Here is a 19,829-nt window from a genome sequence, read left to right on the forward strand (position 1 = left end):
GAGCCGAACATGTCTGTCGGCCTGTACGCGCTCGATGCCGGCCAGAGCGACCCGCAGCAGCCGCACCGCCAGGACGAGGTGTACTTCGTGGTGAGCGGCCGCGCCTCGATCACGGTCGGGGACGAGACGACGACGGTGGCCCGGGGCAGCGTCGTCTACGTGCCGGCCGGGGTCCCGCACAAGTTCCACCACATCAGCGAGGACCTGAAGGTGCTGGTGGTGTTCTCCCCGCCGGAGGTGTGACCGCTCGGCACGGGGTCCGCCGAGGGGCCGGTTCCGGGTCGGGCCCCGGAGTCCCCTAAGGGCCGGATCAGGGGACTCCGGGGGCTCGCGGGCCCCCGCCGGTGCCCGCGCCCTCCTAGCATCGAGTCAGGAAACACGACCGTACGACGACATGCGACGCGCACGCGCACACGCGGGCCGAAGAGGAAGAGGTCGAGCAATGGACGGCATCCGAGAGACGTTCGCCGGCATGCCCTGGTGGGTGAAGTGGGTTGCGATCCCCCTTCTGGTGCTGTTCGTCTTCGGCGGCGTCATCACGAGCATCCTCGGTGCCCTGATCGGGTTCGCCTTCAAGCTGCTGCTGTTCGTGGCGCTGGTCGGCGGACTCGTCTTCCTGGTGAAGAAGTTCGGCGGGAGCAGCACGAAGTCCTCCTCGCGCGACTGGTAGCGACCGGCGGGGCCGCTCCTGCGGACCGGGTGCCGGGTCCGCCTCGGTTAACCCGAGTGGGGGAACGTGGGGCACGCGGAAGCTCACGGCGCGCGCGACGGTGGATAGAGTCGCGCCTGTGCCGCTCCTGGGCGCGAACGCCGGAAGCACCGCTGTGACCTGCGGCTACGCCACTCATGACCCGAGCATGACCCCCAGAATCCGCGGCGTGCGGCGGGGGCGGCCCCCGCAGGGCGGGCCGCCCTGTTCCGCCGCCAGGCCTGGGGGTGAGCTGTGTCTCCGGTTCACAATGCCGGTGTGTCCACGCTGATCGGTTCGGTGCAGCGGGCGCTGCGGCTGCTCGAAGCAGCGGGCTCCCACAGCGGGGGAGCCCCGGCGAAACAGCTCGCGCGTGAGGCCGGCCTGCCGCTGCCCACCGCGTACCACCTGCTGCGCACGCTCACCTACGAGGGATACCTGCGCCGCGAGGGCGGGGTGTTCGTCCTCGGGGACGCGGCCGGACGGCTGGCGGGCGGCGGGGTGCAGCAGAAACGTCGCAGCATGATTCTCGACTCGCTCGCCCACTTCCGTGACGCGGTCGGCGCCCCGGTGTACTTCGCGGTTTTCCGGGACGGGGAGATCGAGGTGGTGGGCGTCTCGGACACGCCGTCCGACCCGGCGGTGGAGGAGTGGGCGGACTTCCGCGCCACGGGCCACGCCCACGCCATCGGCCAGTGCCTGCTCGCCCAGCTGGACGAGGAGACCCGCAGGGACTACTACGACCGGCACCCCGTCGAGGCCATCACCCCGTACACGGTGCGGGACCAGCGCGCGCTGGAGCAGCGCATCGCATCGCTCGGCCGCATGCAGCCGGTGACGGAGCACCAGGAGTACGCGCTGGGCACGGTGTGCGCGGCCGTCCCGATCACGGCGGGGGACACCGCCGGGACCATGGCGATTTCTCTCCCCTTGCACCAAGCGGACAAGTTGCCATGTGTAGTTGGACGACTACGGAGTGAAGTAGGCGCGCTGTTGAGCACCCTCTCGTTCTCTATCAGTATCTGAAAACTCACTCCTTGTGATCCGCGACTGCTTCCACCACCCTTGTCAAGAGGGTCTCGGGGGGTCATTCCTGGCCACTTCCACGACAGCGGGGTAGGCAATGCGCGAATCGGTTCAGGCAGAGGTCATGATGAGCTTCCTCGTTTCCGAGGAGCTCTCGTTCCGGATCCCGGTGGAGCTCCGGTATGACGCCGACGATCCGTATGCGGTGCGCCTGACCTTCCACCTTCCCGGGGATGCGCCGGTGACCTGGGCGTTCGGGCGGGAACTCCTCCTCGACGGCATCAACGAGCCGTGCGGCGAGGGCGATGTGCACGTCGCCCCCACCTCCCCCGACGAGTTGTCGGACGTCCACATCCGGCTCCAGGTCGGCAGCGACCGGGCGCTGTTCCGGGCGGGCGCTGCACCGCTCGTCGCCTTCCTCGACCGTACCGACCGGATCGTTCCGCTCGGCCAGGAGCGCAGCCTCGGTGACTTCGAGGGAAGCCTGGACGAGGCCCTCGACCGGATCCTGTCCGAGGCACGGCAGAACGAGCAGAACGCGGGTTAGCGCCACAGCCCCGGCCGCGCCCCCAGGACCCGGCCCGCGGCTGCGGCTGCGGGCCGGGTCAGCGCTTGCGCCGCCGCCCCCGTCCGCCGCGGGCCGCAGCGGGGGCACCGCCTGCGGCCGCGGGGCCGGGCCGGTCCGCGGAGACGACCAGCGCCGCCAGGGCCGTCGTCACCGGGACCGAGGCCACCAGGCCGATCGACCCCACCAGGGTCCGCACGATCTCCTCCGCGACGAGCTCGCTGTTGGCCACCGACCCCATGCTGCTGTTCGCGATCGAGAACAGCAGCAGCAGCGGCAGCGCCGCGCCCGCGTAGGCCAGGACCAGCGTGTTGACCACGGACGCGATGTGGTCCCGCCCGATGCGGGTGGCCGCCCGGTAGACGGCCCGCGGCCCCATCGACGGGTCCGCCTGGTGGAGTTCCCACACCGCCGACGTCTGGGTGACCGTCACGTCGTCGAGGACGCCCAGCGATCCGATGATGACGCCCGCCAGCAGCAGGCCGCTCATGTCGATGTCCGGGTAGAGGCCGTGGATGAGCCCGGTGTTGTCGTCCGTGTTGCCGCTGAGGAACGCCCAGTCGATGAACACCGAACCCAGCAGTCCGATCAGCAGCAGGGACACCAGCGTGCCCAGGACCGCGACCGAGGTCCGGGCGGTCAGGCCGTGGCACATGTAGAGCGCGATCAGCATGATGGCGCTGGCCCCGATGACCGCCACGAGCAGCGGATTGGAGCCCTGCAGGATCGCCGGCAGGATGAACAGCGTCAGCACGGTGAAGCTGATGGCGAGCGAGATCAGCGCGAACAGCCCGCGCATACGGCCGACGAGGACCACGACCAGCGCGAAGAGGCCGGCGAGCAGGGCCAGCGGCAGCTTGCGGTTGACGTCGATGACCGAGTACTGGAGGTCGCGGGGCGCGTCGGGGGCGTACGCCACGACGACCTCCTGCCCGTCGGCCAACTGGCGCGGTGCGCCCGGCTGGACGATCTCGAAGAAGGTCCGGCCCTTGTCGGGCCCGGTGCCGACCTCCACCGTGGCCTTCTTGCAGGATCCGTTCTGCCGGGCGACCGCTTCGCGGCCCGACGGGGTGGAGGTGTCGCCGGTGGGCGGCACCTGTGAGGCGTTCACGGATTTGCAGTCGACGGTCTCCAGCGCGACCACGCGCGCCTGCTCCGTCTGGCGGTCGAAGCCCACTCCGGAGCGCTCGTGCGCCGGAGCGCCGCCGGGCCACAGCACGGCCATGCCGACGAACACGGCCGTGGCGAACGGGATCAGCACCGCCGCGATGACCTTGCGCAGGTGCTTCGAGACGGGGGCCGCCGGCCCGTGCCCGTGGCTGTGCACGTGTCCGTGGCCTTGGGAGTGGCCTGGTTCGTGGGAGTGGCCGCGGCCCTTCGGCGCACGGCCGTCCGAGGGCGGGGGCTCGTGCGGGTCGGTGGGCTCGCCGGGGGGCATCGTCGAGGGCGTCACCGGCTGATCATCGCAAGAGATGAGGGGGCCCACTGTTCAGCACGCCACAGATGACGCTAGCGTGGGGGCACCTTTGCACAACGCGGGAGCTCGGAGCACCGGGCTGAGAGGGCGCTGATCACCGTACGCGCGGACATGCGTGCGGGAGGAGGCTGCGCCGACCGCCGAACCTGTTACCGGGTAATGCCGGCGTAGGGAGATCAGGTCTCATGACCATTCAGGACGCACGCACGCCTGCCGCCGGCCGGGACGCCGACGGCCAGACCGAGCGCCAGCCGGGCTGGCACAAGGGTTATGTCGCGGGCTCCCGCCCCGACATCCGCGTGCCGGTTCGCCAGGTCCACCTCACCAACGGCAATGACGTGACGCTGTACGACACGTCCGGGCCGTACACCGACCCGCAGATCGAGACGGACGTGCGCCGCGGGCTGCCGCCGCTGCGCGAGAACTGGATCATCGGCCGCGGCGACACGGAGGAGTACGCGGGCCGCCCGGTACGCCCCGAGGACGACGGCATCAAGCACACGTCGCCGCGCGGGGGCCTCAAGAACCTCGATGCGGTGTTCCCCGGCCGCCCGCGCCTGCCCCGCCGGGGACGCGGAGGCCAGGCGGTCACGCAGCTCGCGTACGCGCGACGCGGCGAGGTCACCCCGGAGATGGAGTACGTCGCAATCCGCGAGAACGTCTCCCCCGAGGTGGTCCGCGAGGAGATCGCGGCGGGCCGCGCCGTGCTGCCGGCCAACGTGAACCACCCGGAGATCGAGCCGATGATCATCGGCAAGAAGTTCCTGGTGAAGGTCAACGCGAACATCGGCAACTCCGCCGTCACCTCCTCCATCGAGGAGGAGGTGGAGAAGATGACCTGGGCCACCCGCTGGGGCGCCGACACGGTCATGGACCTCTCCACCGGCCGCAACATCCACACCACGCGCGAGTGGGTGCTGCGCAACTCCCCCGTGCCGATCGGCACCGTGCCGCTCTACCAGGCGCTGGAGAAGGTCGACGGCAAGGCCGAGGAGCTGACCTGGGAGATCTACAAGGACACGGTGATCGAGCAGGCCGAGCAGGGCGTCGACTACATGACGGTCCACGCCGGCGTGCTGCTGCCGTACGTCCCGCTGACCGCCCGCCGCAAGACCGGGATCGTCTCCCGCGGTGGCTCGATCATGGCGGCGTGGTGCCTGGCGCACCACAAGGAGAACTTCCTCTACACGAACTTCGAGGAGCTCTGCGAGATCCTCGCGGCGTACGACGTCACCTACTCGCTCGGTGACGGCCTGCGTCCCGGGTCCATCGCGGACGCCAACGACGCGGCGCAGTTCGCGGAGCTCAAGACGCTCGGCGAGCTGAACACGATCGCCAAGCGCCACAACGTGCAGACCATGATCGAGGGCCCGGGGCACGTCCCGATGCACAAGATCAAGGAAAACATCGACCTCCAGCAGGAGATCTGCGAGGAGGCGCCGTTCTACACGCTCGGCCCGCTGACCACGGACGTGGCCCCGGCCTACGACCACATCACCTCGGGCATCGGCGCCGCGATGATCGCCTGGTGGGGCACGGCGATGCTCTGCTACGTCACGCCCAAGGAGCACCTGGGCCTGCCCAACCGCGACGACGTCAAGACGGGCGTCATCACGTACAAGATCGCGGCGCACGCGGCCGACCTGGCCAAGGGCCACCCGGGCGCCCAGGAGTGGGACGACGCCCTGTCGGACGCGCGGTTCGAGTTCCGGTGGGAGGACCAGTTCAACCTGGCCCTCGACCCGGACACGGCGCGCGAGTTCCACGACGAGACCCTCCCGGCCGAACCGGCCAAGACCGCGCACTTCTGCTCGATGTGCGGTCCGAAGTTCTGCTCGATGAAGATTTCGCAGGACATCCGCCGCGAACACGGCGGGGACCTGGGAGCCGAGGAGATCCGGGCGGGCATGGCGGAGAAGTCCGCCGAATTCGCGGCGAGCGGCAACAGGGTGTACCTCCCGCTCGCCGACTGACCCCCTGGGGAGCGACGGGGCGGACCCGCGACCCATGGGGGGAGCCGCGGGCCCGCCCCGCGCCGTCGTTCCCGGCGCGTACCCGGCTCCCGGCCGGTCGGCGGCCCGGAAGGGGGCCGCTCAGACTGCAGTCGGCTGCTGGGGCGATGTTTCACGTGAAACAGGGACGGCAGAGCCGCCGCCCGCCAGGGCGAAGGCGCGGTTCGCCTCGGTCTGCCGTCGGTAGGCCTCCGGCAGGTCGGGAAGTGCCAGCAGGCGGTCGCAGGCGCGCAGGGAGGCGTCCATGTCCCCGACCCAGTACGCCGTGATGGAGTGCTCGAAGAGCAGCCCCCACCGGTATACCCAGGGGTGCACGAACAGCAGGTCCGGCGGGGCCGGCCGGTCCAGGACCGCCGTGGTGACCGCGTGCGCGGCGTGGTGGCGGCCCTGCACCCGCAGCCGCGAGGCGAGTTCGTAGCAGGCCTCCAACCGGGTCGGCCGGGTTTCCCAGGCCCGGACCAGGGCGTCCATCGCACCGGGCCAGTCGCCGGACTCGGCCCGCAGGACGCCGGACTGGAGCAGGGCGTAGTAGACCTCCTCTTCCCAGCCGCCCATGGCGGCGCGCTGCTCGTAGAGCCGGATGGCCTCGGCGGTCTTGCCCATGTCCCGCATCGTCTGGGCGAGGTAGAAGACCGTCCGCGTGTTGGAGGGGTCCCGCTCCAGCTCGGCCCCGAGCAGCCGGGCGTCCCGCTCGAACTTGTCGTGGCGCGAGCCGCCGTCCGCGTGGTCCACGATGGAGAGTGCGTCCAGGTTCTCCTGCACGCCGGGGCGGTCCTCGTACTCGCCGGGGCGGTCGCAGGTCAGGTACTCGTGGGTGGCGCCCTCGTAGCGCCACGGCAGGTCGCCGCGGACCAGCCGTTTGATCCGGTACTCCGTCGGGCCCTCGTGGCGCAGCATGTACGACTGCGCCGTGAGCTCGGGCAGCGGGCCGTTGCGCCGCAGGACGAGGTCGGCGTCGAGGAGCAGGAGGTAGTCGGCCTTGCCGCGGGCGTGCGCGATGTTGAGGCTGCGGTTGTGGCCGAAGTCGGTCCAGGGCTCCTCGTGCAGCTCACCCGGGATGCCGTGCAGCGCCTTCCGGATGAGGTCCTGGGTGCCGTCCGTCGACCCGGTGTCGGAGATCACCCAGGTGTCGATGAGGTCCCGCACGGAGTCCAGGCAGCGCTCGATGACGGCGGACTCGTTCTTCACGATCATGCAGAGGCAGATGGTCGGCTTCACGGCCGCCGACCCTAGGGACGCGGCACTGCTTCCAGCGGGCGGCACGCCGGACGGCGGCCCCGCGCGGCTGCCGTACGCACGGCCAAGTGGCCCTTTGTGCTCGTCCGTTTTAATGACCGGCGGGCGAGCCGGGCTGCGGTGGCGGGCGGGCCTGCACACAGTTGCTCCTCGCGGAGTCCGCGTTCGTGTACGGGCTTCGGGAAGGCATTCGATCCCGTGTGCAGGAGGAGCGCTACATGAGTTCTGAGGACAGGACCCGAGCTTCGCTGGGGCCGCTGCCCCGCCGGGCGGGCTGGCTGGCCGGCGGCACCTTCGCCTCCCTGGCGCTGGTCATGGGTGCGGCGGTCGCCGCCCCCTCCGCCGTGGGGGCGCCGCTGCCCGCCGGTGCGCTGGTGTCGGACACCGGCGAGCACTGCGACCTGGCGGCGGCGAACAAGGCAACGGACCCGCCGGCGGTCTCCGCCCAGCCCGCGGGCGGCGACAAGTGCAAGGTCGGCCCCACCGGTCCGCGCGGTCCCAAGGGCAAGACGGGCGCCACCGGCCCGACGGGCCCGACCGGTCCGACGGGCCCCGCAGGCACCGGTGCGACGGGCCCGACGGGCGCCACCGGGCCCCAGGGCGCCAGCGGCCAGTGCTTCGACGTGGACGCCGTCCGGCCCGCGGCGGCCCGCGAGGTCAAGGCGGTGCTCTCCGACACCGTCACCTACGCGGGCATCCGGGACCTTACGCCTGCCCCCACCCCGTGGCGCTGGTACGACCTGACGGACACCGGCGAGACGTACCCGACGGATGCCTGCGCCGTGTCGGTCTCCTCCCAGGCCAACATCGTCAACATCGAGGTGCTGACCACCGGCGGGGAGATCTACGAGACGAGCTGCACCATCAACCCCGGCACACCGGACGCCCTCACCTGCAACGAGGTGTGGACGCCGGCGAACCCGCAGCCGGCCGCCGGGGCCAACGGCCTCGCCCGGTTCGCGAACAAGTCGCTCTCTCAGGAGGACATGAACCTCCTTCCGGCAGACGTGAACTAGCGCGATGCGCAGGCCGCTCCGTCGTCAGAGCGGCCCGCGGCTCGCGCTGCCGAACCCCGGGCTGCCGAACTCCGGGCCGCTGAAGTCCGGAGCGGTGTAGCCGGGCCGGGCCCCCTGCGAAGGGTTCCGCGGACTGCTGAAGTCGGGCCGGGTGTATCCCAGATCGGGAATGCGCCCGGCCTTCGGCGCGCCGGGCGCGCCGTGCTCCGGCCCCGCTCCCGGAGCGGCCAGAGCGTCCCGCAGGAACGGCAGGATGCCCCGCTCCAGCAGCGCCTGCCGCCAGGCCTCGCGGGCCAGGGAGACCTCGTCGGGCGCGGCCCGGTCCTCAGCCCCGGCCACGACCTCCGTCGCCCGGTTCCGCAGGGCCGTCACCAGCAGCCCCACGACCGCGCCGAGCAGGGTGACCGCCGTAAGAGCCCCGAAGAACCACCCCGCCGTCAGCAGGGTGTCCGCGAAGGCCGGTTCGGGCTCGACCGCCTTCAGGACGTAGCCGACCAACAGGAAGATCATCATGGCGGCGGCCGCGAGGACCGGCGCGAGGACCGCGACGACGGCGCTGAGCCCGGCGCCGCTCTCCTCCGGGACGCCCCCGGGCCCTCCCGACCGCGGCGTCGAGCGGATCTTAGCGCGCCGTGCACCGCGTACCTGCACGAAGCGGTCGTACTCGACGGCCGCCGCGGCCGTCAGCAGGGCGCTGGCCCCGACCGCCATGGCCCGCAGCTGTTCGGTGCTCAGCCGCTCGCCGAGCGCGGCGAGCTCGGGCCGCTCGTGTGCGGTGCGCAGCGCCTCGTCGAGGAGCCGGTCGAATTCGGGGCGGTCCTCGGCCAGCAGGTGCGGAGCGCTGTTCATGTGCATCCCCCGATGCTCCGTGGCGGCCGGTTTCCCCGCGTGAATTTTCGGGGCGGCCGGCTCAACGGAGGAGAGTTTGCTACGGATAGAGCGATGGTAGAGGGCCCATGCCGCGCCGTGACAGGGGGTTTCGCGAATTGTCCCGCTCGTGACAAGCGTCAGTCGGCGAGCGGGAGTTGCTGCACCAGGAGCTTGCCGGCCATGGTGACGCCGCCGTCCATCGCGATGGCGAGCCCGTCCGCGTACACGTGGGGGCCGTGCACCTCGGGCCCGCGGGAGTCGTCGCCGTCCTCGGTGCCCACCTCGCCGAGCAGGTACGGGATGGGGCTGTGGCCGTGCACGATGCGGCTGCCGCCGTAGGTGGCGAGGAGCTCGCGGACCGCCTGGGGGCCCGTCTCCTCGTCGCGGAAGGCGAACCGCTTGGTGAACTTGCGGAACAGGTCCCAGGTGATGTCGGCGTCGTTGCGGTTGAGCAGCTCGTGGATGGTGTCGTTGACGTCCTCGACGGAGTCGCCGTAGTCGAGGTAGGCGGTCGTGTCCGAGTGCAGCAGCAGGTGGCCGTCCTCGAGGACGGCGGCGTCCAGCCGCGACATCCACTGCAGGTGGACGTCCTCCAGGCGCTCCATGTCGGTGCGCTGGCCGCCGTTGAGCAGCCAGGCCGCCTGGAACGTCGCGGTGCCGGCGCCCGAGGCGACAGGGGTGTCGCCGAACCGCTTGGCGCCGATGAGCAGCAGCTCGTGGTTGCCCATGAGGGCCTTGCAGTAGCCGCCGGCGGCGGCGGCCTCGGCGGAGAGCCGCATGACCAGGTCGATCACGCCGATGCCGTCGGGCCCGCGGTCGGTGAAGTCGCCGAGGAACCACAGGCGGGCGTTGCCCGCGGACCAGCGCCGGTCGGCGTCGATCAGGCCCTGCGCCTGCAGCTCGGCGACGAGCTCGTCGAGGTAGCCGTGGACGTCGCCGACGACGTAGAGCGGCCCCGGCCCGGTCGGGGAGTCCTGGGGGACGTACTGGACCTGGACGGTGTCACCCGGGCCGCCGACGGCCGCGCGGGTGATGACCGGCAGGTCGCGCTGGGTGGGCGTGTAGTCGGCGTGGCCGCTGCCCTGCGCGGGCGCCCCGCCGGCCGGCGGCTGCGCCGGGACCGGCGGTACGGCCGGAGCCGGCGGCGGTACGGGGGCGGGCGCCGGGGGCGCGGGCGGGGGCGGTGCGGAACCCGGCGCGGGCTCGCCGTAGTAGGCGGGGTACTCGCCGTAGACGGGTGCCTCCTCGGGACGTCCCGCGGGCGCGCCGTACGGATGGGACTCGTCGACCGGCACCCGGAAGTCCCGCAGCGTCTCCGTCCGCATCGCGGGTCCCTGACCGGCCCCCTGAGTCATCGACCCCTCCACCACCGTCGCGCTGCCGTACACCTGCGGATCCCCCTGGCCTCCGGTCGGAGGATCCGTGATGTCGTGCGCCCATCATAGGAATGCGGCTCGCGCTGTGTGACGCACCAGGGGTGGTGAATCCTGTGCGGAACCAATCGTTCCTGCCGCTTTCTCCCGAAATCGGCACTGTCGAATTGCGCGGCGGAGCCCCCGACCCCGCCGGCAGGGAGGCGCAGCGGTCAGTCCTGGGCCGGTGACCTGGGCGCACTGACCGTGGTCCGGGGCCTCCTGCGCTGGGACGACGTGCGGACGATCAGCTCCGTGGGGACGACCTGCTCGACCGGCCGGCCGGTGTGCACGCCCTCGATCGCGTCGATGAGGAGCTGCACGACGGCGGTGCCGATCCGGCGCGGCTTGAGGGAGAGCGTCGTGATCGGCGGCTCGGTGGTGGCGTACACGGTGGACTCGCTGCAGCAGACGAGGAGCAGGTCCTCGGGCACCCGCAGCCCGTAGCGGCGGGCCGCGGCCAGCAGGTCGGTCCCGTTGGGGTCGAAGAGTCCGTAGACGGCGTCGGGGCGGTCGGGGCGGGCGAGCAGGCGGTCGGCCGCGACGGCGCCGGCGCACGGGTCGTGGGCGGGGTAGGACTCGTAGACGGGGTCCTGGCCGGCGCGCTGGCACCACTTGAGGTAGGCGGTGGTGGAGAGGCGGGTGTAGGTGTCCGTGGTGGTGCCCGTGAGCAGCCCGATGCGGCGGGCGCCGGCGGCGGCGAGGTGGTCGAGCAGGTTGAGGACGGCCGCCTCGTGGTCGTTGTCCACCCAGGCCGTGACGGGGAGGCTTCCGGCGGGGCGGCCGTCGGAGACCACCGGGAGGCCCTGGCGCACGAGCTCGCTGACGACGGGGTCGTGGTCCGAGGGGTCGATCACGACGGTGCCGTCGAGGGCGACGTTGGACCACACGTCGTGGCGGGAGGTGGCGGGGAGGATGACGAGGGCGTAGCCGCGGGCGAGCGCGGCGGAGGTGGCGGCTCTGGCCATCTCGGCGAAGTAGGCGAACTCGGTGAAGGTGAAAGGTTCATCCCCGTACGTGGTCACGGTCAGGCCGATGAGGCCGGACTTGCCGGTACGGAGGGTGCGGGCGGCGGCGGACGGGCGGTAGCCCAGCCGGTCGGCGACCTCGCGGACGTGGCGGCGGGTGGCGTCCGGCAGCCGCCCCTTGCCATTGAGCGCGTCGGAGACGGTCGTGATCGAGACGCCCGCTGCGGCGGCCACGTCCCTGATGCCGGCCCGGCCCTGTCGGCCGGCGGCCCGCCGGGTGGTCTCGGTCCGGCTCACCTGGTGCTTCCCTGCTGCTGTCATGGCGAGCCGATAGTAGGGCGCGGTACGGCAGGGGGGCCGGGTGCATATGCACGCGTTGACAGGCACGTTTCTGCATGGCACGACACCCTCAATGACCTTGGAAACAAAGGGATTTACCTGCGGAGAGCGAGCTGGCCCTTAGTCGCCGGGTACGGGCATGCCAAAACGGACGCGCCCGCGCCCCGCACCAACTCACCTGTACGAGGGATGCGCGCCACGGCGCAGGCCACCGGCGCACGCATATATGCGTGCGCTCCCCCGCAATCCAGGCGCGGCCATTTTCGGGACGTCGGAATCCTCATAAGGTGAGCAGTATTGAGTCGACGGCGACGTCGGACGGGACGGTCGAGGAGGACCCCAGGTGAGCGAGAAGAGCCCGAAGCTGCGCGCCGAGCTGGACGGCATTCCGACCTACAAGCCGGGCAAGCCCGCTGCCGCCGGCGGCGCCGTCGCGTACAAGCTGTCCTCGAACGAGAACCCCTACCCCCCGCTGCCGGGCGTGCTGGAGAGCGCGGTGGCCGCCGCCGGCAGGTTCAACCGCTACCCCGACATGGCGTGCACGGACCTCGTGAACGAGCTCGCCGAGCGGTTCGGCGTCCCGGCGGACCACATCGCCACCGGCACCGGCTCCGTCGGCGTGGCCCAGTCCCTGATCCAGTCGACCGCCGGCCCCGGTGACGAGGTCGTCTACGCCTGGCGGTCCTTCGAGGCCTACCCGATCATCACGCAGATCTCCGGCGCGACGTCCGTGCAGGTGCCGCTGACCGACGGGGACGTGCACGACCTCGACGCGATGTACGAGGCGATCACCGAGCGGACCCGCCTCATCTTCGTCTGCAACCCGAACAACCCCACCGGTACGGCTGTGCGCCGCGCCGAGCTGGAGCGCTTCCTGGACCGGGTGCCCTCGGACATCCTGGTGGTCCTCGACGAGGCGTACCGCGAGTTCGTCCGCGACACCGAGGTGCCCGACGGCATCGAGCTCTACCGCGACCGCCCCAACGTGTGCGTGCTGCGCACGTTCTCCAAGGCGTACGGCCTGGCCGGCCTGCGCGTCGGCTTCGCGGTGGCGCACGAGCGGGTGGCCGCGGCGCTGCGCAAGACGGCGGTGCCGTTCGGCGTCAGCCAGCTGGCCCAGGACGCGGCGGTCGCGTCGCTGCGCGCCGAGGACGAGCTGATGGGCCGGGTCGGGGCGCTGGTGTGCGAGCGCGACCGCGTCCACGAGGCACTGCTCGGCCAGGGCTGGACGGTGCCGGACACGCAGGCGAACTTCGTGTGGATGCGGCTGGGCGAGCACACCGCCGACTTCGCGGCGGCCTGCGAGAAGGCCGGTGTGGTGGTCCGGCCCTTCGTGGGCGAGGGCCTGCGGGTCACGATCGGCGAGCCCGAGGCGAACGACCTCTTCCTGCACACGGCGGAGGCCTTCTTCAAGCAGCTGTAGCGCTCGCGGACGGAGCGCTCAGGCGGGTGCGGCAACCGGCGCGCGGGCGCGTGCGCCGCAGGTCGGGGGCGTGCGCCCTACGCGCGCTCCACCCGGACGGGGTCGCCGTCGCGGACGGTGGCCAGCAGGCGGGGGTCGCCGTCGAAGGAGCCGAGCACGTTGCACGGGCTCGCCAGGCGGCTCTCGCCGCCCAGCGAGATGGGTGTGGGGCCGTAGGGGAGGGCGAGGGCGTCCCCTTCGGTCCAGAACGCGACGGTGCCCGGCTCTACGACCTGCCGTGCATCGGATTCCAGCGCGACGCTCACCCCGGTGTCGAAGTAGACCTCCTCACCCCAGGTGTGGGCGGAGGCGGAGATCGGGAGCGCCTCGGCCAGCGCCTTGCCGGTCGGGGTCTCGTCGAGGGTTGCGGTGAGGTGGCCGGCGGGCCAGGAGATGCGAATCTTCATGCGCCTCATTCAACAATCTGTTGAATTTTTTCACCAGGGGGACCCGGCTGAAAGTCACCGAAAGGGATGCGCCATAATGCTTGTGAATGTGAACGCGTTCACAAGCTCGTGTGCTTCCTCCCGGTATGGGCGGGAGTGGACGGGTCCGGAAGCGGCCATCCACGGCGACCCGAAGGAGATGACGACGTGGACATAGCTTTGGCGCCGGAAACACTGGCGCGCTGGCAGTTCGGCATCACGACCGTCTACCACTTCCTCTTCGTCCCCCTCACGATCTCCCTCGCCGCCCTGGTCGCGGTCCTCCAGACGGCCTGGGTACGGACGGAGAAGGAGAAGTACCTCAAGGCCACGAAGTTCTGGGGCAAGCTCTTCCTGATCAATATCGCGATGGGTGTCGTCACCGGCATCGTGCAGGAGTTCCAGTTCGGCATGAACTGGTCCGACTACTCGCGGTTCGTCGGCGACGTCTTCGGCGCCCCGCTGGCCTTCGAGGCCCTCATAGCCTTCTTCTTCGAGTCCACCTTCATAGGCTTGTGGATCTTCGGCTGGGACAAGCTGCCCAAGAAGATCCACCTCGCCTGCATCTGGATGGTCTCGATCGGCACGGTGCTCTCCGCCTACTTCATCCTCGCGGCGAACTCCTGGATGCAGCACCCGGTCGGCTACCGCATCAATCCGGAGAGCGGACGGGCCGAGCTGACGGACTTCTGGCTGGTCCTGACGCAGAACACCACGCTCGCCCAGGTCTTCCACACCCTCACCGCGGCCGTCCTGACCGGCGGCGCCTTCATGGTCGGCATCGCCGCATTCCACCTGATGCGCGGCAAGCACATCCCGGTGATGCGCACCTCTCTGCGGCTCGGCCTCGTGGCGGTCGTCATCGGCGGCGCGCTCGTCGCCGTCAGCGGCGACGTGCTGGCCAAGGTCATGTTCAAGCAGCAGCCCATGAAGATGGCCGCCGCCGAGGCCCTGTGGGACGGCGAGGAGCGTGCCCCCTTCTCGGTCTTCGCCTACGGGGACGTGGACAAGGGCCACAACACGGTCGCCATCGAGGTGCCTGGCCTCCTTTCCTTCCTCGCCGACAGCGACTTCGACTCCTTCGTCCCCGGCATCAACGACGTCAACAAGGCCGAGCAGGAGAAGTACGGCCCCGGCGACTACCGGCCGAACATCCCCGTCGCCTACTGGGGCTTCCGGTGGATGATCGGCTTCGGCATGGCCTCCTTCGCCATAGGGGCGGTCGGCCTCTGGTTGACCCGGCGGAAGTTCCTGCTGCCGGCCGCCCTGCGGACCGGCGAGGACGAACGGCCGCACCTGGTCCTCTTCCGCACGCCCCTCAGCCCCCGCCTGACGCGCCTGTACTGGCTCGCCGGTGTCTGGACTCTCGGCTTCCCGCTGATCGCCAGCTCCTGGGGCTGGATCTTCACCGAGATGGGCCGCCAGCCGTGGGTCGTCTACGGGGTGCTGCGCACCCGGGACGCGGTCTCGCCGGGCGTGTCCCAGGCCGAGGTCCTCACCTCGATGGCCGTCTTCACCGCCCTCTACGCCGTACTCGCCGTCATCGAGGTCAAGCTCCTGGTCAAGTACGTCAAGGCCGGCCCGCCGGAGCTCACCGAGGCCGACCTCAACCCGCCCACCCGGATCGGCGGGGACGGCACCTCCGACCGGCCGATGGCCTTCTCGTACTGAGGCTGAGGGGATATCGCCATGCAACTCCACGACGTCTGGTTCGTGCTCATCGCCGTCCTGTGGACCGGCTACTTCTTCCTCGAGGGCTTCGACTTCGGCATCGGCGTCCTGACCAAGCTCCTGGCCCGCGGCCGCCCCGAGAAGCGGGTCCTGATCAACACGATCGGGCCGGTGTGGGACGGCAACGAGGTGTGGCTGCTCACCGCGGGCGGCGCGACCTTCGCCGCCTTCCCGGACTGGTACGCCACGCTGTTCTCCGGCTTCTACCTGCCGTTCCTCGCCATCCTGGTGTGCCTCATCATCCGCGGTGTCGCCTTCGAGTACCGGCACAAGCGGGCCGAGGAGCGGTGGCAGGCCAACTGGGAGCACGCGATCTTCTGGACTTCCCTGCTGCCCGCATTCCTGTGGGGCATGGTGTTCGCCAACATCGTGCGCGGCGTGGAGATCGACCGGAACAAGGAGTACGTCGGCGGCGTCCTCGACCTGTTCAACGGTTACTCCCTGCTCGGCGGCCTCGTCACCCTCGCCCTGTTCACCTTCCACGGAGCCGTTTTCGCCGCGCTCAAGACCGTCGGCGACATCCGCGACCGGGCGCGGGCCTTGGCGACCCGCCTGGGCGTCGCCACCGCGGTGGCGGCCGTCGGCTTCCTCGGCTGGACGCAGGCCGCGCACGGTGACGGCACCAGCCTGGTCGCCCTGGCCGTCGCCGTGGCGGCGCTGGCCGGGGCGCTCGCGGCCAACATCGCGGGACGGGAGGGCTGGTCGTTCGCCCTGTCCGGCGTCACCATCGCGGCGGCCGTCGCGATGCTCTTCCTGACGCTCTTCCCGAACGTGATGCCGTCCTCGCTGGACGACGCATGGAGCCTCACGGTCACCAACGCGGCGTCCAGCCCCTACACCCTCAAGATCATGACCTGGTGTGCGGCGGTGGCCACCCCCGTCGTCCTGCTCTACCAGGGATGGACGTACTGGGTGTTCCGCAAGCGGATCGGTACGCAGCACATCGCCGACGCGCACTGAGCCCGACCCGGGCGGGTTGCTGCCGCCCCGCCCGGCCATCCGTCTCCCGAGGGATGTTTCACGTGAAACCGATCGACCCGCGCCTGCTCCGGTACGCCCGGTCCACCCGCCTCTTCCTGGGGGCCGTGGTGGCCCTGGGGTGCGCCGGGGCGGGGCTGGTCATCGCGCAGGCGATGCTGATCGCCGAGATCGTGGTGGGCGCCTTCGAGAAGGGGCTCGACGGCCGGGCCCTGCAGACGCCCCTGCTGCTTCTGGCGGCCGTGGCACTGGGGCGCGGGCTGCTGGCATGGCTCACCGAGCTGGCCGCCCACCGGGCCTCGGCCGCCGTCAAGTCGCACCTGCGCGGACAGCTCCTGGACCGGGCCGCCGACCTGGGGCCGGGGTGGCTGAGCGGGCAGCGGACCGGCTCCCTGGTGGCGCTGGCCACCCGGGGCGTGGACGCCCTCGACGACTACTTCTCCCGCTACCTGCCGCAGCTCGGCCTGGCGGTGGCCGTCCCGGCCGCCGTTCTCGCCCGCATCGCCACCGAGGACTGGGTGTCAGCGGCGATCATCGTGGTCACCCTGCCCCTGATCCCGCTGTTCATGGTGCTGATCGGGCTGGCCACGCAGTCCCGGATGAACCGGCAGTGGCAGCTGCTGTCCCGGCTGTCGGGGCACTTCCTCGACGTCGTGGCCGGCTTGCCGACGCTCAAGGTCTTCGGCCGGGCCAAGGCGCAGGCCGAATCGATCCGCCGGATCACCGGCGACTACCGCCGGGCGACCATGCGGACCCTGCGGATTGCGTTCCTGTCGTCCTTCGCCCTGGAACTGCTGGCCACCCTCTCCGTGGCGCTCGTCGCCGTGACCATCGGCATGCGGCTCGTCCACGGCGAGCTCGACCTCTACACCGGGCTCGTGGTACTGATCCTGGCCCCCGAGGCGTACCTTCCGCTGCGCCAGGTCGGTGCCCAGTACCACGCGGCCGCGGAGGGGCTTGCCGCTGCGGAGGAGGTCTTCGACGTCCTCGAAACGCCGCTGCCCCGGCCGGCGCCGGGCACGCCGGCCGCCCTTCCCGACCCCGGCCCGGCCGGATTCTCCCTGGACATCGACGGGGTGGCCGTCCGGTACCCCGGCCGCGGCGCGGACACGCCCGCAGCGGTCTCCCTCACCGTCGCGCCCGGTGAGTGCGTGGCGCTCACCGGCCCGAGCGGCGCCGGCAAGTCCACCCTGCTGCAGGTGCTGCTGGGATTCACCGCGCCGAGTGCGGGGCGGGTGCGGATCGGCGGCGCGGACCTGTCCGCCCTCGATCCGGAGCAGTGGCGGCAGCACGTCGCCTGGGTGCCCCAGCGGCCGCACCTCTTCGCGGGAACGGTCGCGGAGAACGTGCGCCTCGCCCGGCCCGACGCCTCCGACGAGGCCGTGGCCCGGGCCCTGGAAGACGCCGGGGCCCGTGAGTTCGTCGCTGCTCTGCCGCAGGGTTCCGAAACGGTGCTCGGCGAGGGCGGGGCAGGGCTCTCGGCCGGACAGCGGCAGCGGATCGCGCTGGCCCGCGCGTTCCTCGCCGACCGGCCCGTGCTGCTGCTCGACGAGCCGACCGCCGCGCTGGACGGGGAGACCGAGGCCGCCGTCGTCGAAGCGGTACGGCGCCTCGCGGTCGGCCGTACCGTCCTGCTGGTGGTGCACCGGCCTGCGCTGCTCACCCTCGCGGACCGGGTCGTCGAGGTCGGAACCGCCCCCGTGGAACCGGCAGGGGGGCCCGCTCCCGGTGCCGCCGCCGAACGCCCGGATCCGGCCGCTGCCGACGGGGAGTTCTCCCGCTCCGCGGCGACCGGCACGTCAGAGCCGGCGGGCACGGACCAGGCGGTGGCGGCGGGAGCAGGCGGCGTCGACGGCGCCGGCCATCTGCGCCGGGTCAGGGCCGCCGCCCGCGCCTGGCAGGAGCGGTTCCGGCTCGGACTGCTGCTCGGCGCTCTGGCCGTCGGATGCAGCGTCGGACTGATGGCGGTGTCCGGCTGGCTGATCTCCCGGGCCTCGCAGCAGCCGCCCGTGCTCTACCTGATGATGGCCGTCACGGCCACCCGCGCCTTCGGCATCGGCCGTGCCGTGTTCCGGTACGCGGAGCGGCTCGTCTCGCACGACGCGGTCCTGCGCATGCTGGCCGACCTGCGGGTGTCCGTCTTCCGGCGTTTGGAGCGCATCGCCCCCGCCGGGCTGCGCGGGCAGCGGCGCGGCGACCTGCTGGCGCGCCTCGTCGCCGACGCGGACGCCCTCCAGGACTACTGGCTGCGCTGGATGCTGCCGGTCGGTACCGCCGTCCTCGTCGGAAGCGGGTCGGTGGCCTTCACCGCCTGGCTGCTGCCCGAGGCCGGCGCCGTCCTCGCCGCCGGGCTTCTCGCCGCCGGTGTCGGAGTCCCGCTGGTCAGCGGTGCTTGTGCCCGCCGCGCCGAGCGCCGGCTCGCTCCCGTCCGCGGTGAGCTCGCCACCCGGACCGCCGACCTGCTGACCGGGACCGCGGAGCTGGCCGTCGCCGGCGCCCTGGGCCGCCGCAAGGACGCGGTCAGGGACAGCGACCGGACCCTGACGGCCATCGCCGCCCGCGGGGCGGCGGCGACCGGACTCGGCAGCGGCTTGTCCGCGCTTGTGTGCGGGCTGACGGTCGCCGCGGCAGCGGCGTTCGCCGCCGGCGCCGTCCAGGACGGCAGGCTCTCGGGTGTCGCCATGGCCGTGGCGGTCCTGACCCCGCTGGCTGCCTTCGAGGCCGTCGCCGGGCTGCCGCAGGCGGTTCAGTTCCGGCAGCGGGTGCTCCGCAGCGCAGAGCGGCTCCACGAGGTGCTCGACACCCCCGAGCCGGTCGCCGAACCGGAACTGCCTGCGCCCGCCCCCGCCTCGCCGTTCCCGCTCCGCCTCACGGGCCTCACCGCGCGTCACGGGGGCCAGGAGCAGGACGCCCTGCACGGGCTGGACCTGGTCCTGGAGGCCGGACGGCGTACGGCGGTCGTCGGTGCGTCCGGCGCCGGCAAGACCACGCTCGCGCACGTCCTGCTCCGCTTCCTCGACCCGGTCGCCGGCTCCTACACCCTCGCCGGGACGGACGCCCGCACCCTCGACGGCGACGACGTCCGCCGGCTGGTGGGCCTGTGCGCACAGGACGCCCACATCTTCGACAGCTCCGTACGGGAGAACCTGCGCCTGGCCCGCCCCGGGGCGAGCGAGGAGGAACTGCGGCGGGCCCTGGCCGGGGCCCGGCTGCTGGACTGGGCCGAGGCGCTGCCCGACGGCCTCGACACCTTGGTGGGCGAGCACGGCGAGCGGATATCGGGCGGACAGCGGCAGCGCCTGGCACTGGCCCGCGCGCTGCTCGCGGACTTCCCGGTCCTGGTCCTGGACGAGCCGGCCGAGCACCTCGACCTGGCGACCGCCGACGCGCTGACGGCCGACCTGCTGGCCGCGACGGAGGGGCGGACCACCCTGCTGATCACGCATCGGCTGGCCGGCCTGGAGGCCGTGGACGAGGTGCTCGTCCTGGACGGTGGAGCGGTCGTACAGCGCGGCCCGTACGCCCGACTCGCCTCGGTGGAGGGCCCGCTGCGCCGGCTGCTGGAGCGGGAGCGGGCGGCCGACGGTGTGCTGGCCGGCCTCTCCCGCTGATCGGCCGGTCTGC

The 19,829-nt window shown here is 71.8% G+C and carries 16 protein-coding genes; 10 read left to right on the forward strand and 6 right to left on the reverse strand.

Going from position 1 to position 19,829, the window contains the following annotated elements; genetic code table 11:
• From IE170_RS03210 to IE170_RS03225, 4 genes are all read left to right on the forward strand, one after another.
• On the forward strand, positions 1-243 hold a 243-nt coding region (locus tag IE170_RS03210), incomplete at its 5' end, for a cupin domain-containing protein (protein WP_229884575.1).
• Between the two features lie 199 nt (positions 244-442).
• Positions 443-670, forward strand: a complete 228-nt coding sequence (locus IE170_RS03215) for a DUF5326 family protein (protein ID WP_114058314.1) — start codon at positions 443-445, stop codon at positions 668-670.
• 297 nt (positions 671-967) lie between these two features.
• On the forward strand, positions 968-1,714 hold the full coding sequence (locus IE170_RS03220; RefSeq protein ID WP_229884576.1) for an IclR family transcriptional regulator: 747 nt from the start codon (positions 968-970) through the stop codon (positions 1,712-1,714).
• A 97-nt stretch (positions 1,715-1,811) separates the two neighbouring features.
• Positions 1,812-2,261, forward strand: coding sequence for an SsgA family sporulation/cell division regulator (locus tag IE170_RS03225; protein WP_189807775.1), 450 nt, complete (start codon positions 1,812-1,814; stop codon positions 2,259-2,261).
• A 58-nt stretch (positions 2,262-2,319) separates the two neighbouring features.
• Here the strand turns inward: IE170_RS03225 and IE170_RS03230 are convergent, their stop codons facing one another.
• Positions 2,320-3,717 carry a YibE/F family protein gene (locus IE170_RS03230; RefSeq protein ID WP_189807916.1) on the reverse strand — a complete coding sequence of 466 codons (1,398 nt, stop codon included), beginning with the start codon at positions 3,715-3,717 and terminating at the stop codon, positions 2,320-2,322.
• A gap of 224 nt (positions 3,718-3,941) precedes the next feature.
• Here IE170_RS03230 and thiC point away from each other — a divergent pair, with 224 nt between their 5' ends.
• A complete protein-coding gene (gene thiC / locus IE170_RS03235; RefSeq protein ID WP_223855501.1) occupies positions 3,942-5,729 on the forward strand; it encodes a phosphomethylpyrimidine synthase ThiC in 1,788 nt (595 codons plus the stop codon).
• 120 nt (positions 5,730-5,849) lie between these two features.
• Here thiC and IE170_RS03240 read toward each other — a convergent pair whose 3' ends face one another.
• Positions 5,850-6,986, reverse strand: a complete 1,137-nt coding sequence (locus IE170_RS03240; protein ID WP_229884577.1) for a glycosyltransferase — start codon at positions 6,984-6,986, stop codon at positions 5,850-5,852.
• Positions 6,987-7,222: 236 nt separating this feature from the next.
• Between IE170_RS03240 and IE170_RS03245 the strand changes: the two genes are divergently transcribed.
• Positions 7,223-8,020: a hypothetical protein gene (locus IE170_RS03245; RefSeq protein ID WP_189807776.1), complete on the forward strand. Its 798-nt coding sequence runs from the start codon at positions 7,223-7,225 to the stop codon at positions 8,018-8,020.
• Between the two features lie 24 nt (positions 8,021-8,044).
• Here IE170_RS03245 and IE170_RS03250 read toward each other — a convergent pair whose 3' ends face one another.
• The 3 genes from IE170_RS03250 to IE170_RS03260 form a co-directional block, all read right to left on the reverse strand.
• Positions 8,045-8,875, reverse strand: coding sequence for a hypothetical protein (locus IE170_RS03250; RefSeq protein WP_189807777.1), 831 nt, complete (start codon positions 8,873-8,875; stop codon positions 8,045-8,047).
• 152 nt (positions 8,876-9,027) lie between these two features.
• A complete protein-coding gene (locus tag IE170_RS03255) occupies positions 9,028-10,245 on the reverse strand; it encodes a metallophosphoesterase (RefSeq protein ID WP_189807778.1) in 1,218 nt (405 codons plus the stop codon).
• 230 nt (positions 10,246-10,475) lie between these two features.
• On the reverse strand, positions 10,476-11,591 hold the full coding sequence (locus tag IE170_RS03260; RefSeq protein ID WP_189807779.1) for a LacI family DNA-binding transcriptional regulator: 1,116 nt from the start codon (positions 11,589-11,591) through the stop codon (positions 10,476-10,478).
• Between the two features lie 361 nt (positions 11,592-11,952).
• Here IE170_RS03260 and hisC point away from each other — a divergent pair, with 361 nt between their 5' ends.
• Positions 11,953-13,032, forward strand: a complete 1,080-nt coding sequence (hisC, locus tag IE170_RS03265) for a histidinol-phosphate transaminase (RefSeq protein ID WP_189807780.1) — start codon at positions 11,953-11,955, stop codon at positions 13,030-13,032.
• Between the two features lie 77 nt (positions 13,033-13,109).
• On the opposite strand, the gene IE170_RS03270 is transcribed toward hisC, so the two are convergent.
• Entirely contained in the window at positions 13,110-13,478 is a 369-nt protein-coding gene (locus tag IE170_RS03270; protein WP_189807781.1) for a cyclophilin-like fold protein, read from the reverse strand.
• A 186-nt stretch (positions 13,479-13,664) separates the two neighbouring features.
• Between IE170_RS03270 and IE170_RS03275 the strand changes: the two genes are divergently transcribed.
• From IE170_RS03275 to cydD, 3 genes are read left to right on the forward strand one after another with little or no spacing between them, the layout of a single operon-like run.
• Positions 13,665-15,167 (forward strand): cytochrome ubiquinol oxidase subunit I, encoded by a 1,503-nt coding sequence (locus tag IE170_RS03275; protein WP_189807782.1) that lies wholly within the window; start codon positions 13,665-13,667, stop codon positions 15,165-15,167.
• Between the two features lie 18 nt (positions 15,168-15,185).
• The gene (gene cydB / locus IE170_RS03280; protein ID WP_189807783.1) at positions 15,186-16,187 is read left to right on the forward strand and encodes a cytochrome d ubiquinol oxidase subunit II; all 1,002 of its coding nucleotides are present in this window, start codon (positions 15,186-15,188) and stop codon (positions 16,185-16,187) included.
• Positions 16,188-16,240: 53 nt separating this feature from the next.
• Complete coding sequence (gene cydD, locus IE170_RS03285) at positions 16,241-19,816, forward strand: thiol reductant ABC exporter subunit CydD (RefSeq protein ID WP_189807784.1); 3,576 nt, start codon at positions 16,241-16,243, stop codon at positions 19,814-19,816.
• The last annotated feature ends 13 nt before the right edge of the window (positions 19,817-19,829 follow it).

Origin of the sequence: Streptomyces toxytricini (genome assembly GCF_014649915.1) — a bacterium.
GTDB lineage: Bacteria > Actinomycetota > Actinomycetes > Streptomycetales > Streptomycetaceae > Streptomyces > Streptomyces toxytricini.